Origin of the sequence: Azonexus caeni, from assembly GCF_048146105.1 — a bacterium.
Taxonomy (GTDB): Bacteria; Pseudomonadota; Gammaproteobacteria; order Burkholderiales; family Rhodocyclaceae; genus Azonexus; species Azonexus aromaticus_B.
Map to the genome: position 1 here is coordinate 1 of NZ_JBKJAD010000003.1, position 13,121 is coordinate 13,121.

The following is a 13,121-nucleotide window of genomic DNA, read 5'->3' on the forward strand; positions in this document are numbered from 1 at the left end:
GGCCGTATTGCGTCCGCAGTAGCAAAAACAAGGGAAAATCGTGCGCTTCCAGATAAAAATCACCAAATCTCGGCCATCCAAGCTCAATTTCAGCAGCCAGGTCGCCTCAAGTCCGACAGGCTGCTAGATTGGCGCCTTGCTCTGCGATGGTTCTTTTCAGGACAACGGGGTTGAAAACCGCAGCGTTGGCGGGCGAAAGCATTTCCAGCCACTGTTTGGCGCCAAACGCCAGCAGGCGTTGGTGTTTCGGATCCACTCCCCACACCCCCTGCGTGGCCTGCTCCCACCATTTGGTCTGATTGACGAATGAACTGCGGAAAAGGTCGTAGGGCCATTGATCCCATGCAGGATCGTTGAAGCGGCGGTCATTGACAGGTGACCGGTCAGGAGCGGTGGCTCCCCGGTCCGGGTTGGCCGGATTCTTCTTCAATACGGCCATCCATTGCTCGGACAGGGAGGCTGCAAACGCCAAAAGCTCGGCTTGCTTGCCAGGACTGTTTGCTAAATGGCTCGCCCAGTCCACCCACGCGAGCAACGATGTCTCCGGCGAAATAGACGACCAAGCCTGTGCCCAAGCGACATGGGCATCCCCATCCAACTTCGGATTGATGGCTGAGTCGATATTGCCGTTCTTTTTATTCGTCAAAGCGTATTACCTCTATTTCTGCACAAGTAGAAAGAGCCCCTTGCTTGAAAACGGGAGTCGATTGCGATTTCCTGGGCGACGACGCCTCGCCAGCGCGTCAGCGATGTATCCATCTGCCAGCTCGCTCCGCTGTTTCGCTTCGCCTAACCGGCCATCAGGCTGATTACCAGTGCGTTCGCAATATCGATGACGAACCCACATACCAAGGGCACCACAATGAACGCCTCGCGTGCCGCACCATGCTCCCGAGTCACCGCCGTCATGTTGGCGATGGCAGTGGCGGTAGATCCCAGCGCAATACCGCCGAAACCCGCGCACACCACGGCGGCTTGGTAATCCTTGCCCATTGCCCGAAAAACAATCAGCAAAACGAATGCGATGACCAAGGCAATCTGCACCAGCATCGCCGCCGTGATGAAGGCGAGCACGGGCTGCAGTTCCCAGAGCCTGAGTCCCATCAGCGCCATGGTCAGAAACAGGCCCAATGACATGTCGGAAACCAGGGCGATGCCTGGCTGCATGCTCGGCCAGTTCCATAAACGTCCGCGCCCACTTGGCCTCATCCAGTCGGCCGCCATGCGCAGGAGAATTCCGGCCAGCAGGCAGCCCACAAAGGCGGGCAGCGTGACGGCGGTACGCGCGACCAAGGCATTGATTCCGTATCCCAACATCAAGGCGAAGTTGAGCCAGAGCAATGCCAGCAGCAGGCCGTAGTAGTCCAGGCGGGCATGCTGCTCATCCCTGTGCAGCGTGCCAATTTCCAGGGCGCTGTCCCCAGAGGCTTGAAGCCGATGCCTACGCATGAGCAAGCTTGCGACTGGGCCCCCGATGGTGCAGGCCGCGATCAGGCCGATCATGTTCGCTGCCAATCCCAGTTCCTGCGCTTGCGCAATGCCGAGGTTGTGAACGAAGTGATCGGACCAGGCCAAGGTGGTGCCCACGCCTCCTGTCAGGGAAATCGATCCCACCATCAGCCCGGTGCGCGGATCCAGGCCGAAGGCGCGTGCCATCTCCATCCCGGCCAGGTTCTGCAGCACCATGAACCCGATGGCCAACCCCGACAGGATCAGCAAGGGCCGTCCACCATGGCGCAGCGTGCGGGCGTCGGTACCCAGGCCAATGGCCGCAAAGAAGTACAGCAGCAGCGCGTCACGCGCTTCGAGATCGAAACTGATGACGATCCCCGCACCGTAGTACAGGGCGAAGACAACCAGGGCGCAGGCCAAGCCGCCCACCAGGGATTCCGGGATGCTGTATCGACGCAAGATGCCCCAACGCGCAACCAAGCCCTTGCCCACGAACAACAGCAGGATGGCGAGCGTGAATCCATGGAAGGCATCGATCGTCATCGCGCCTTCTCCCTGTCCAGGCAGGACAGCGCATGGCTGGCGGCTATCCACTCTTCGTTGGTGGGCTCGACCGCCACGGTGACCTGACTGTGATCGCTGGAAATCTTCGCCGCGTGGCTGGCGTTGGCATCGGTATCCAAGGCAATGCCCAAAAAGCCCAGCGCCGCACAGATGCGCTCGCGAATGAACGCATTGTGTTCACCGACACCCGCCGTGAACACCAGCATGTCCAGGCCACCCAGCACGGCGACCAAGGCCCCGATCTCGCGTACGATGCGGCGCACGTAAAGGGCCAGTGCCAAGCGCGCTCGCTCCCCCGTTTCGCCTGCATCGTTCTCGTGTCCGACAATGACGCGCGGCTCGGCCGAGATTCCCGAAACGCCGAGCAGGCCGGACTCGTGATAGAGGACGCGCCCCACTTGCTCCAGTGAGAGCTTCTCGATTTCCATCAGGTAGAGCACCGCACCCGGATCGAGCGCGCCGGTGCGGGTGCCCATCATCAGGCCGTCAAGCGCGGAGAAGCCCATGGTGGTGGCCGCGCTTTTGAGTCCACGCATGGCGCACAGACTGGCGCCACTGCCCAGATGGGCAACGACGGTGCGACCGCGCGCGGCGTCGCCATGGCGTTCGGGCAAGGCCACTGCCATGTACTCATACGACAGGCCGTGAAACCCGTACCGACGCAGACCGCGCTCCCATGCGGCATAGGGCAACGGCAGGACCTTCTCGACCTGGGGCAAAGTGTGGTGGAAGGCCGTGTCGAAGCAGGCCATCTGTGGCAGATCTGGCTGCTCCCGCAGCAGGATCTCCACGGCTTCGAGCGCGAATGGCTGGTGCAGCGGGGCCAGAGGAATGTAGCCCTTGAGGTCGGCCAGGACATTCGCGTCCACGCGCACGGGCATGAAGTATTTACTGCCGCCGTGGACGATACGATGGGCGACCGCACCGATCCGGCGGCCGTCGAGCCGCCGGCTGACACGATCGCGGATGAGGCGCAGTGCGGCGCGATACGGATGTGCCGTGTCCAGTTCGATCGAGAACGGCGCAACTCCGGTCTCTCCGAAATCCGGGTTGGCGCCGCCGATTCCCTGCACCTTGCCATTCCACAATGCCTGACGCGGCAGTGGCGCGGCCGAGGAATCGAACACCGCAAACTTGATGCTGGATGAACCGCAGTTCAGCACAAGGATCAGTCCGTGTTCACGGCGCCCGGAGCGGGCCATGGTGACGTCCATCAGGTCGTCCTCTCTGCGCGCCGTCCGCGCGACTTCGCCGAGGTGTGCGGGGGTGTCTGCTGTCTCATCGTCTTCAGACTCAGCGCGCCGTGTAGCCGCCATCGGCGATGAGCTGGGTGCCCACAAGGAAGCTGCTTCCTTCCGACAGCAAAAACGCCACGGCATGGGCGATTTCGTCCGGTGTACCCAGGCGACCGATCGGATGCAGGCCAACGGCCTCTTGGAGGGCCGATTCATCCAGGAAATCCAGGATGGGCGTACGCACGTAACCGGGATGAATCGAATTGATCCGGATTCCCTTGGACGCATAGGCCAGTCCTGCCGAGCGGGTCAGCCCGGTCACGCCATGTTTGGCTGCGACGTACGCAGGGTTCGCTGCGTCGCCCACCACCCCCAGGATGGAGGAGACGTTGACGATGGCGCCGCCTCCCGAGCGCAGGATGGCGGGAATCTGATGGCGCAGGCCATAGAACACGCCGTTCAGGTTGACATCGATCACCCGGCGCCAGGCGGCAGGGTCCAGTTCTCCCGCCGGGCTCTGGTCGCCACCGATACCGGCGTTGTTGACGGCAAAATGAAGGTCGCCGAACGTATCGACCGCGCAGGCCACGGCAGCCTGGACCTCATCGATGCATGCCACGTCGGCCACGTTGGCCACGGCGTGGCCGCCCTCGGCGTTGATGAGGCTGGTGACGCGCTGCGCATTGTCGGCGCTGACATCGGAGACGACGACATTCAGGCCGTTGCTTGCAAGCAGCCGGGCAATGGCCTCGCCAATGCCAGACCCTGCACCGGTGACCAGGGCTACGCGGCCAGAGAATGAGTACTGCATGGTGTTTCCTCCAAAGGGGTGGTTAAGTTGCTAACAAGTCCGCTCAAGGGGGTGACAGCCGATAGTGGTGGGCCAGCATCAGTGCGATCGCGCATGAGGCGATGCGTGTATCACGCGAGTCGGCGCGGCTGGTCAGAATGACTGGCACCTTGGCTCCAAGAACGATCCCGGCGCTGGCTGCGCCGCCCATGAAGATCAACTGCTTGGCAAGCATGTTGCCGCTCTCCAGGTCAGGCACGACGAGGATGTCAGCTTGCCCGGCGACCTCGGAAACGATCCCCTTGATACGCGCAGCGGCGATGGAGACGGCGTTGTCGAAGGCCAGCGGCCCGTCGAGCAGGCCGCCAGTGATCTGGCCGCGATCGGCCATCTTGCACAGCGCCGCAGCGTCCAGCGTGGCCGTCATCGTCGGGCTGACCGTCTCGACTGCGGCCAGGATTGCGACCTTGGGTTCGCGCACGCCGATCACCTGCGCCAGCTCGATGGCGTTGCGGATGATGTCTGCCTTCTGTTCCAGAGTCGGGGCGATATTGATCGCTGCATCGGTGACGATGAACGGGCGCGGATAGGCCGGTGTCTGTAGCAAAAAGCAATGGCTGACCCGGCGCTTGGTGCGCAACCCCGCTGCTGCCGAAACCAGCGCGGACATCAGTTCGTCGGTGTGCAGACTCCCTTTCATCAGGGCTTCGACTTCGCCATTGGCCGCCAAGGCTACGGCTTGCTGCGCGGCGGCGTGGCTGTGGGGTGTGTCCACAATGGTGACGTCGGCCAGATCCAGCCCGGCCTCTGTGGCGACTGCTTCCAGCCGCGCCCGTGATCCGACCAGCACCGGTTCGATCAACCCCGCGTGGCGTGCTTCGAGCGCAGCGGACAGACTGGGGGCATCGCAGGGATGGGCGACGGCCACCCGAATCGGTTGCAAGTGCGCGACGTGCGCCAGCAGGCTTTGCAGGCCTGTGCGGCCCTGCGCATTCGGGTGGATTTCCGGCAACACGGTGCGCGTTCGTTCCAAGCGTTCGGTGGGCGCCACGACCTCTACCTGGCCTTGGAAAACCGCTACCCCCTCCTGGTTGGTGCAGGTGCAGGCCAGCGTGACATGGTGGTTGGCCGTGTCCTTGCTGGTCACCTGCATCCGCACGGTCAGCCTGTCGCCGGGTCGAACGGCCCCGAGGAAGCACAGATTCTGGTTGACATAGCGGGTTCCAGGCCCCGGCAGGCGTGTGCTCAGCACAGCCGAGATCAGGGCGTTTGCACAAATGGCCTCCGTGGTGCCCCGAGCGCTTGAGGACACAGCAGGTTCTGGATCCACATCGCCCGATTGCAGCGCGAACATGTGGATGTCTTGCGACGAAAACGCGCGTTCGAGGCTGGCGCTGTCGCCGATGGCGATCTCGTCGAAGGTGCGGTTGCGCAGGACATGCCATGCATCGGCAGTGGCATCGACCGGTTTGGGCGAAGTCGTCATGTGCTTTTTCCTCGCCGTGTTTGTCTTGTCTGCGGCGCGGCGGGTGTCTTGGACGCGGTTGTCTTTTGAGGCGCCTTCGGCTTTGGCGAGGAGGTCTTGGGTTTCGTGTCCGCGACCGCAGAGGGTGCGTCATGGGCAGAGGGCATAGCGGGCGCCGAAGCCGCCTGCGCCCGGCGGATCGCCTGCTCGAACAGGGTAGACACCTGCTTCAACTTGGCTTGCTCTGGTGCGGACAGCGCATCGCCGCTGCCGAGCACCTGCGCGATCATCCCCGCAACCTGTCGGATGTCATCAGGCGCTACGTTGTTCAGCAGCCCGGGGATGGCGGACACCGCGGCGTCCTCGTGGAGCCTCATGAGCAAAGCCTGGCGACGCACGAGGTGGCGGAAGGCCTGCATGTCGAAGTCGTTGCCCAGTTGGGGGCGCACCAGCTCTTCTGCGTGGCGAAAATGCCGTTCATCGGCCTCGCCACGCTCGGCCAGCACGAAGAACAGTGCCCGTATGGCTGCTTCCACCAGCCCACCGCTGTGAACGGCTCCTTCGAGGCGGGTCAACTCTTGCGCCAGATACTGGCGGTGCTCGGGCGTCTCGCTGGGATGGGCCCGCGGCGGTGCCTCATCGTGCAGGCTCTGCCCTGTCATGGCCTGCACCAGCGGCAGGCTGTACAGCGTGTCAAAGGCTTGCGCGTAGATCCGGTCGCGGCAATCGCGGAATTGATCCAGCGTCTGTTCGAGAGCGGTGGAAAACTGTGCCTGCAGTTGCAGGAAAGGATTGGCCTCGGCGACGGGCTGGCGGTGCTCGCGCACATGTTGCGCAGCCTCTTGCACAGCGGCTGCCAGCGGCTGGCGGTCGGACCACAGTTCGTAGCCGACGCGCAGGGGATGCAGGGGCTCCAGCGACCGTGCGCCCTCGGTCGTGACCCAGGCGCGTACACACGGCTGCACGAAGCTGCGGTAGCAGGCCAAGTTGATCTCGGAGATCCGCGCAGCGGCGGCAAAACGGCGATCGCTCTCGGGATCGGGGCGAACGATCTCACGGATTTCATCGATGTTGCTGCGGCGAATCCGGGTCAGATAGGCGTCACTGGCTGGCTCGTGTTCCTGCGCCTCGTCGTGATGCTCGTCGATCTGCATGTGGTGAATGCCTGCCGGCAGCACGTCGATGATGTCGATGTTCTCAGCGAACTCCTGGTGCTCTTTACGCCCGACGCTGCCGGAGACGAAGATTCCCAGATGTCCGATGCTGTCATGGGTAGCGTAGACGATGGTCTGGTCATGTCCCAGCACGTCCAGGTCGTTGCGGTACAGGTCGGTGATCCAGCCCAGGGCCTGGGGCGGTGGCGTGATGTTGTCCCCATAGGAGCAGAACACCAGGATCGGCGAGCGAATATTGCGCAGGTCGATGCGCACGCCATCGGATGTCATCAGTTGGGCGGTGCTCAGCTTGTTGCCGATGAACAGGTTATCGACGATGTACTGTATTTCCACATCGTTCAGGAACACGTGGCCGCCCCAGTACTTCTCGAATTGCAAGTGGCGCGGGCCTTCCGTGTCGACCTTGGCGTACAGGTTGTACTGTTTGCTCCACAGCGTATTGGCCGGGTCCAGGTTCTCGAAGTTCTGTACCAGCCAGGCGCCGTCGAACCGACCGGCGCCCAGATCGCCGGTCAATGCCGTCAACCAACTACCGCCGGTCAGGCCGCCTGCATAGCGCATCGGCATGTCGCCCGCCCAGTACGACAGCGGCGCGCCGGCGACGATGATCGGTCCGAACAGTTCGGGCCAGACGGCAGCTGCCATCAGGATCTGCCAGCCCGCCTGGCAATTGCCGATGACAGCGGGCTTGCCGCGGCTGCCGGGGTGCAGCTCGCCGACCTTGCGCACGAAGGCCGCTTCGGCGCGCATGACGTCCTCGACGGTCTGGCCGGGAACGGGATCGGGCAGAAAGCCAACGAAGTAGCAGGGATGCCCTGCCTTGAGGGCTGCCCCGACCTCGCTGTCGGGTTTGAAGCCGCCGATGCCCGGGCCGTGGCCCGCGCGTGGATCGACCACCACGAACGGTCGCTTGCGGGGATCGCTCGGCGTGTCGGCTGGCGGCAGGATGCGCACGAGGCCATAGTTGACTGGCCGCGGAAGATCCAGCCCGGACATGATGACCTCGGAGGCGAAGTCGAGTACGTTCGGCGTCTGCTCCTGCAAATGCTCCAGGTACTGGTTGCCGCGTTGGCGGCGAACGTCGGCATACAGAATGGATCGCTGCCAGGCATCCACTGCATACTCGGTTGCCATCGCCGATAGTCGCAACGGGTCCCACAGCAACTGCCCCCAATCGGCCGCTGGTGATGTCGTGGTGTCTCGATTCATGGCGATGGGCACTCCTTCTGTGATGAAACTGAAAAATTGAATGGCAAGGGGCCGCAGGCACATCGTCTTGCTGGCCCTTCCTCACTCAGTACATATGCTGGCCACCGTTCATCGATACATTGCTGCCGGTCATGAACCCCGCAGATTCACTGACGATGAATGCAACCAGTGCAGCGATTTCCTCAGGCCGTCCCAGACGACCCACGGGAATACCGGCAATCACTTGCTTGACCACTTCTTCCGACATGCTCGTCACCATCTTCGTATCCAGATACCCCGGCGAGACGGTGTTGACCGTCACGCCCTTGCGCGCCACCTCCTGCGCAAGGGCTTTAGTGAAGCCATGCATGCCGGCCTTTGCGGCGGAGTAGTTGGTCTGGCCGAACTGCCCCTTGGAGCCGTTGATGGAGGCGATGTTGACGATCCTGCCCCAGCCGCGTTCGAGCATGCCGTCGATGAATGGCCGGGTGACGTTGAAAACGGAGTCGAGATTGACGCGCAGGACCGCATCCCAATCGGCGTAGCTCAGCTTGCGGAACGTAGCATCGCGCGTGATGCCCGCGTTGTTGACCAGAATGTCGATGTGGTAACCGTCTGCTTGAATGAGGCCGGCCAACTCCTGGCAGGAGGCATGGTCGGCCACATCCGCGCCGTAGGCGATGAAGTTGTAGCCTTCGTCCGTCTGGGCTTCCAACCACGCGCCGATGCTGGCATTGCCTGGCGAGTGGACGACGAGCACGGTATGGCCAACATCGTGCAAGGCCCGGGCGATGGCTTCGCCCAGGCCGCCAGTGCCGCCCGTGACCAGGGCGGTACGTTGTTCAGCCGGCATTGCGGCCACCGGTCTTGCCCGGTGCCTCCTTATCCTGCGCCGAGGCCCACACGGCTCCCCACTGTTTGAAGATATCCTGGAACGGGAGTACCGCATCGCCCTGGCCTACGGCCTGCGTAACCGATTTCTGCCAGTCTTGAATAGCTATTTGCAGGCCTTGGGTGAAGGTTGTCTGGTTTTTGATCGCGACTTGTGTCAGCGCCTGCGCGCCGCCCACGTGGTACTGGAACTGACGCCAGAAGGCTTGTGCGGGCAGCGTGGCCAGTTCCTGCCAATTCTGGGCCTTGAGCAGGCTTTCGATTTCGGCGCCGGACTCGGCAATGCTCTCGCTGCCCGCGCGCGTGGCGTTCTCCAGCCATTGCTGGCCGTTTTCCTGCATCAAGCGCTGTAGGCGTAACTGCAGTTCCACGTTCGCCTTGAACAGGTTCAGGGGGATAGTTTCGTTGCTCATGGTCAAGCTCCTTACTGGTTGAAATGCCCAAGTGGGCGGTGAACCGATCAGGCCATCTGGCCGATGGTTTTGCGAAAACGCGCCAACGACAGGGAAAACAGCACCGTGCCGATCAAGGCCAGCGCCAGAAAGGGCTGCCACACCGTCTCCAGGCCCGCACCCCGGTAGAGAATGGCCTGGCTCAATTCCACGAAATGGGTGGTGGGCGCGATCAGCATGATGTTCTGCACGATCTCGGGCATGCTTTCGCGCGGCGTGGTGCCACCCGAGAGCATCTGCAGCGGCATGATGGTGAGCATCATCAACATGCCGAACTGCGGCATGTTGCGCGCCAGCGTGGCGATGAAGATGCCCATCGACGTGGTGGCGAAGAGACTCAGCGCCGCGCCGGCGAAAAACAGCGCAAGGGAGCCCTCGATGGGCACGCCCAGGACGCCGCGCACCATGAGGTTGAGGGACAGGAAGGAGGCGATCAGCACGACCAGAGCCATCGACCAGACCTTGGAAAGCATGATCTGCGCGGGCGTGACCGGCATCACCAGCAGGTGCTCGATGGTGCCGTGCTCGCGCTCGCGGATCAGCGCTGCGCCGGTCAGGATGATGGACAGCAGTGTGATGTGGTTGATGATCTGCACCACCGAGCCGAACCAGGCCTTGTCGAGGGCGGGGTTGAAGCGCGCGCGCAAGGCCAGATCCACGGGTGGCGCGGTGGTGCTGCGATAACGCTTGACGAACTCGTTGACTTCACCGGTGAAAATTTGTTGAACATGGCCACTGCCGGTGAAGGCCTGGCTCATGCGGGTGGCGTCGACATTGAGCTGCACGGCAGGCGATCGCCCCGCCAGCACGTCGCGCTGGAAGTTGGGCGGAATGACCAGAGCGAAGGTGTACAGCCCCGCGTCCATGCCCGGGTCCACGTCCCCATAGTCGATCATGGCCGGTGGCGTGAACTGCGGGGGGTAGAAGGCCGAGGCAACCCGCTGGGACAGCGCCGAATTATCCTCGTCGACGATGGCGATGGGCGCGTTGTGCAGCGTCTCCGGCATGGACGTGGCCTTGGTGTAGACCGACGCGGTGAACACGTAGACGATGAGCACAAGCATCATCGGATCGCGCCAAAGACTCCACAGCTCCTTGACACCAAGGTCGTAGATGTTGGCCAGGTTTCTTCTGCGCATCTCAACGCTCCTGCTTCTTGAGTAGCAAAACAGCCACGCCGAGAATGACCGGAACCGAAATGAGCATCGACCACAGCGGCCCTGTCAGGTCGGCCAGGCCAAGCGCTTTGCTGAATACGCCACGGCTGATGGAAATCATGTGCGTGGCGGGGTAGATCTCGCCGATGAACTTGCTGGAGCCTTCGAGCGAGGACACGGGATCGATCAGGCCGGCGAACTGGGTGGCCGGTATGAGGGTGCCGATCATGGCGAAGAACATGGCCGCGATCTGGCTGCGTGTAACGGCCGAGGCCAGCAGCCCCATGCCTGTCGCGGCGAAGGAGAAGATCAGCGCGGCCAGCGCCAGGGTGAAGAAGCTGCCCTTGACCGGCACACCGAAGATGGTCACTGCGAGCAGGCTCATCAGCAGGAAGTTCACCATGGCCAGGCCGACATAGGGCAACTGCTTGCCAAGCAGGAACTCGATGCGCGTGACCGGCGTCACGTAGAGATTGGTGATCGATCCCGTCTCTTTCTCGCGCACCACCGCCAGCGCGGTCAGCATGGCCGGCAGCATGAGCAGCAGCAGAGGGATCACCGCAGGCACCATGGCCGGCAGGCTCTTGACATCGGGGTTGTAGCGAAAGCGCGTCTCGACGTTGGTGTTGCCAGCCATGCTGGCGCCGCCGCGCTCGCTGGCCTGTATCTGCAGCCAGTGCTGGTGCATGCCCTGAACGTAGCCCTGGACGGTTTCCGCGCGCTGCGGCATGGCGCCGTCGAGCCAGGCGCCGATCTGCACGTTCTGGCCCCGCAACACGTCGCGGGCAAAGCCAGCGGGGATTTCGATGGCCAGCGACAGTTCGCCGTTGCGCATGCGTCGATCAAGGTCCTCGTAGTCGATGATCGGCGCGTGCTCGGTGAAGTAGCGCGATCCGGCCAAGTTCAGCGTGTAGTTCTGGCTAAGCGTGGTCTGGTCGCGATCGAGCACCGCATAGCTCAGGTCCTCGACGTCCATGGTGATGCCGAAGCCGATCACGAACATCAGCAGCAGCGAACCGCCCAGCGCCAGCGTGGCGCGCACCGGGTCGCGCTGCAGTTCCAGCGTTTCGCGCCATAGATAGCTGAACATGCGCTGCAGACTGAAACCGCCAGCGGAGTGACCGCCGCCGTGTTCGGCGGGCACCGCGGGTGGCTGATCCGCCTGGTCGGCAGCCGGAGGCTGGCTGGCCGGGGCGGCCGTGCCGCCCTCCGCTTCGACGAGGTAGCCGATGAAGGCCTCTTCCAGGGTTTTGGCACCACGCTTCTCAACCAGTCTGGCGGGCACGTCGCTGTCGAGCACCTTGCCCGCATGCATCATCGACATGCGGTCGCAGCGTTCGGCCTCGTTCATGAAGTGGGTGGAAATGAAGACCGTCACCCGGTCGCGCCGCGACAGCTCGATGAGCAGCCGCCAGAACGCGTCGCGTGCCACCGGATCGACGCCGGAGGTCGGTTCGTCCAGAATCAGCAACTCTGGCTTGTGCACCATGGCAACGGCCAGCGACAGGCGCTGGCGTATGCCCAGAGGCAGACTGGCCGGCAGACTGTCGATGACGTCCACCAGGCCGAAGCGCTCCACCATCTCTTCGACGCGGCCCGGAATGTCCTTCGGGGGCACGCTGAACAGCTTGGCGTGCAACTCCAGGTTCTGGCGTACCGTGATTTCGCTGTAGAGCGAGAACGCTTGGGACATGTAGCCGACGCGGCGGCGGGTGCCCAGATCATGCGGGTTCACTTCGTGGCCGAACAGCCAGGCCCGGCCCTCGCTCGCCGGCAGCAGGCCGGTGAGCATCTTCATCGTCGTGGACTTGCCGCACCCGTTGGAACCGAGGAAGCCGAAGATCTCACCGCGCCGGATACGGAAGGAGACACTGTCGACAGCAACGAAGTCGCCAAAGCGCATGGTCAGCCCCTCGGCTTCGATGGCGATATCGTCCGCGCCGTCCTCAGGCAGAGGCGGAATGACAACCGCTTGGTGTCCGCGCTTTTTCTCTTCCGGGAGCAGGCGGATGAATGCCTCTTCCAGGTTCGGGCTGTTTGTTGTCTCCAGCAATTCCTTCGGCGTACCGGTGGCGAGGACCTTGCCGTCGTCGATGGCGGCCAGCCAGTCGAAGCGCTGGGCCTCATCCATGTAGGCCGTGGCCACAATCACGCTCATGCCGGGGCGATCGGCGCGGATACGGTCAATCAGATCCCAGAACTGCGCGCGCGCCAGCGGGTCCACGCCAGTCGTCGGCTCATCGAGAATCAGAAAATCCGGGTCATGAATCAGCGCGCAGCACAGGCCGAGTTTTTGCTTCATGCCCCCGGACAGCTTGCCTGCCGGGCGCTCCAGGAATTTGAACAGGCCAGTGGCCTGAGTCAGTTCGTCGATCCGCTGGCGGCGCTCTGCGGCGCCATGACCGAACAGGCGCGCGAAGAATTGCAGATTCTCCTCGACCGAGAGCGTCGGATACAGGTTTTTGCCCAGTCCCTGCGGCATGTAGGCGATGCGCGGGCATACCTGCTTGCGATGGGCCTTGCTGGCCATGTCGCCACCCAGCACCTCGACCGTGCCCTCCTGGATGATGCGCACACCCGCCAGCAATGAGAGCAGACTGGATTTGCCCACGCCGTCGGGGCCGATCAGACCGACCATCCGTCCAGCGGGGATGTCCAGGTCAATGCCATCCAAGGCAATGACGTCGCGGTAGCGCAGTCTTACCTGGCGGACACTTGCAACGGTCGCGAGCTGCGCGCTGTGGCTCATATC

10 protein-coding genes are annotated in these 13,121 nt (G+C 63.0%); all 10 read right to left on the reverse strand.

Annotation, left to right across the window (positions count from 1 at the left end):
- Positions 1-106: 106 nt before the first annotated feature.
- Positions 107-646, reverse strand: a complete 540-nt coding sequence (locus ACLIIZ_RS04955) for a poly-beta-hydroxybutyrate polymerase N-terminal domain-containing protein (protein WP_416691096.1) — start codon at positions 644-646, stop codon at positions 107-109.
- A gap of 143 nt (positions 647-789) precedes the next feature.
- Entirely contained in the window at positions 790-1,995 is a 1,206-nt protein-coding gene (gene gltS / locus ACLIIZ_RS04960; protein WP_003050035.1) for a sodium/glutamate symporter, read from the reverse strand.
- Positions 1,992-3,230 (reverse strand): acetate/propionate family kinase, encoded by a 1,239-nt coding sequence (locus ACLIIZ_RS04965; protein ID WP_003050037.1) that lies wholly within the window; start codon positions 3,228-3,230, stop codon positions 1,992-1,994. The genes gltS and ACLIIZ_RS04965 overlap by 4 nt, the downstream gene beginning before the upstream one ends.
- A gap of 79 nt (positions 3,231-3,309) precedes the next feature.
- On the reverse strand, positions 3,310-4,062 hold the full coding sequence (locus ACLIIZ_RS04970; RefSeq protein ID WP_003050039.1) for an SDR family NAD(P)-dependent oxidoreductase: 753 nt from the start codon (positions 4,060-4,062) through the stop codon (positions 3,310-3,312).
- A gap of 43 nt (positions 4,063-4,105) precedes the next feature.
- On the reverse strand, positions 4,106-5,527 hold the full coding sequence (locus ACLIIZ_RS04975; protein ID WP_003050041.1) for a bifunctional enoyl-CoA hydratase/phosphate acetyltransferase: 1,422 nt from the start codon (positions 5,525-5,527) through the stop codon (positions 4,106-4,108).
- Positions 5,524-7,890: a DUF3141 domain-containing protein gene (locus tag ACLIIZ_RS04980; RefSeq protein ID WP_023656967.1), complete on the reverse strand. Its 2,367-nt coding sequence runs from the start codon at positions 7,888-7,890 to the stop codon at positions 5,524-5,526. The genes ACLIIZ_RS04975 and ACLIIZ_RS04980 overlap by 4 nt, the downstream gene beginning before the upstream one ends.
- 85 nt (positions 7,891-7,975) lie before the next feature.
- Entirely contained in the window at positions 7,976-8,722 is a 747-nt protein-coding gene (phbB, locus tag ACLIIZ_RS04985) for an acetoacetyl-CoA reductase (protein WP_003050045.1), read from the reverse strand.
- A complete protein-coding gene (locus ACLIIZ_RS04990) occupies positions 8,712-9,173 on the reverse strand; it encodes a phasin family protein (RefSeq protein WP_003050047.1) in 462 nt (153 codons plus the stop codon). The genes phbB and ACLIIZ_RS04990 overlap by 11 nt, the downstream gene beginning before the upstream one ends.
- A 47-nt stretch (positions 9,174-9,220) precedes the next feature.
- Positions 9,221-10,351, reverse strand: a complete 1,131-nt coding sequence (locus ACLIIZ_RS04995) for an ABC transporter permease (protein WP_003050050.1) — start codon at positions 10,349-10,351, stop codon at positions 9,221-9,223.
- 1 nt (position 10,352) lies between these two features.
- Entirely contained in the window at positions 10,353-13,118 is a 2,766-nt protein-coding gene (gene rbbA, locus ACLIIZ_RS05000; RefSeq protein ID WP_003050052.1) for a ribosome-associated ATPase/putative transporter RbbA, read from the reverse strand.
- Positions 13,119-13,121: the final 3 nt, after the last annotated feature.

Bases quoted from the DNA above. Each gene is read 5' to 3' on its own strand.
- gltS (WP_003050035.1), bottom strand. From the start codon at position 1,995: ATGACGATCGATGCCTTCCATGGATTCACGCTCGCCATCCTGCTGTTG.
- ACLIIZ_RS04965 (WP_003050037.1), bottom strand. From the start codon at position 3,230: ATGGACGTCACCATGGCCCGCTCCGGGCGCCGTGAACACGGACTGATC.
- ACLIIZ_RS04970 (WP_003050039.1), bottom strand. From the start codon at position 4,062: ATGCAGTACTCATTCTCTGGCCGCGTAGCCCTGGTCACCGGTGCAGGG.
- ACLIIZ_RS04975 (WP_003050041.1), bottom strand. From the start codon at position 5,527: ATGACGACTTCGCCCAAACCGGTCGATGCCACTGCCGATGCATGGCAT.
- ACLIIZ_RS04980 (WP_023656967.1), bottom strand. From the start codon at position 7,890: ATGAATCGAGACACCACGACATCACCAGCGGCCGATTGGGGGCAGTTG.
- phbB (WP_003050045.1), bottom strand. From the start codon at position 8,722: ATGCCGGCTGAACAACGTACCGCCCTGGTCACGGGCGGCACTGGCGGC.
- ACLIIZ_RS04990 (WP_003050047.1), bottom strand. From the start codon at position 9,173: ATGAGCAACGAAACTATCCCCCTGAACCTGTTCAAGGCGAACGTGGAA.
- ACLIIZ_RS04995 (WP_003050050.1), bottom strand. From the start codon at position 10,351: ATGCGCAGAAGAAACCTGGCCAACATCTACGACCTTGGTGTCAAGGAG.
- rbbA (WP_003050052.1), bottom strand. From the start codon at position 13,118: ATGAGCCACAGCGCGCAGCTCGCGACCGTTGCAAGTGTCCGCCAGGTA.